Annotated in this window: 1 protein-coding gene and 1 pseudogene; both read left to right on the forward strand. The window is 62.0% G+C overall.

Annotated elements, in window-relative coordinates; translation table 11 throughout:
- Positions 1–221 (forward strand): annotated as a pseudogene (locus L691_RS32895) (cardiolipin synthase); the annotation flags it as partial.
- A 121-nt stretch (positions 222–342) separates the two neighbouring features.
- The coding region (fni, locus tag L691_RS0116405; RefSeq protein ID WP_051459388.1) for a type 2 isopentenyl-diphosphate Delta-isomerase at positions 343–1,280 on the forward strand (938 nt) is incomplete at its 3' end.

Consider the following 1,280-nt stretch of genomic DNA (forward strand, 5'->3'; position numbering starts at 1 on the left):
TCGCCACCATCGGCACGGCCAACATGGATATGCGCAGCTTCCATTTGAACTTCGAAGTGAACGCGCTGCTGCTGCAGACCGAGAGCGTCAAGCGTATCGTCTCCGATTTCGAGCGCGATCTGCTGTCCACATCGCAGATTGTCCACGAGAAGTTTATGGACAAGCGGCTGCTGGTGCGGCTGCTGGAATCGGCCGCAAGGCTGATGTCGCCGCTGCTGTAAGGGGATAATCGCCCAAATTGGGCTGGCGTAAAGTTGGCCGAACCGCCGGTTGTGTTATAATATGACCGCAACAACAAATAAATCGAGGAAAGGCCAAGTGCCGAATACAATGAATGACGAAATGAAGACGACAGCCAAGGCTTCGGGCTCCCGTCCGCATCTTCTCGAAGGAAAGACGGGGGAGCGTAAGATCGAGCATGTACGTCTGTGCTTGAATGAAGACGTGGGCGGCAGAGGAGTTACTACAGGTTTTGAACGTTACCGGTTCCGGCACAATGCGCTGCCGGAACTGAACTTTGACGATATAACGCTGGACACATTGTTTCTCGGCCGGAGTCTGCGCACCCCGCTGCTGATCAGCTCGATGACCGGCGGCAGCGCCGCCACCGGAGAGATTAACGCGAGGCTCGCCGAGGCGGCCCAGCGGCGGGGCTGGACGCTGGGCATAGGTTCGATCCGGGCCGCATTGGAGCGCCCGGAGCTTGAGTCTACGTTCCGGGTGCGGGAACGCGCCCCGGACGTTCCTGTCATCGCGAACCTTGGAGCGGTTCAGCTGTCTTACGGTTTTGATGCAGGCGACTGCCGCCGGGCGGTGGAAATCGCCGAAGCCGATTGGCTGGTGCTGCATCTGAACGGCCTTCAGGAGGTGTTCCAGCCGGAAGGGAACACAGGCTTCGGCTCGCTGCTGCCGAAGATCGAGCAGGTATGCCGCAGTCTGGAGGTTCCGGTCGGCGTCAAGGAAGTCGGCTGGGGCATCGACGGCGAGACGGCGCTTAAGCTGTACGGCGCCGGAGTGTCATTCATCGACGTGAGCGGAGCGGGTGGAACGTCATGGAGCCAGGTTGAGAAGTTCCGCAGCGCCGATCCGGTGAGGCGCGCCGCCGCCGAGGCGTTCGCGGATTGGGGCATCCCGACCGCCGACTGCATTGCGGACGTACGCGCCGCTGCTCCTGAAGGCGCATTGATCGGCAGCGGGGGCTTACAGAGCGGCGTCGACGCCGCCAAGGCGCTGGCGCTCGGCGCGGATCTGGCCGGCTTCGGCCGGAGTCTGCTCGGCCC

Origin of the sequence: Paenibacillus zanthoxyli JH29, assembly GCF_000520715.1 — a bacterium.
In the GTDB taxonomy this organism is placed as follows: Bacteria; Bacillota; Bacilli; order Paenibacillales; family Paenibacillaceae; genus Paenibacillus_AQ; species Paenibacillus_AQ zanthoxyli.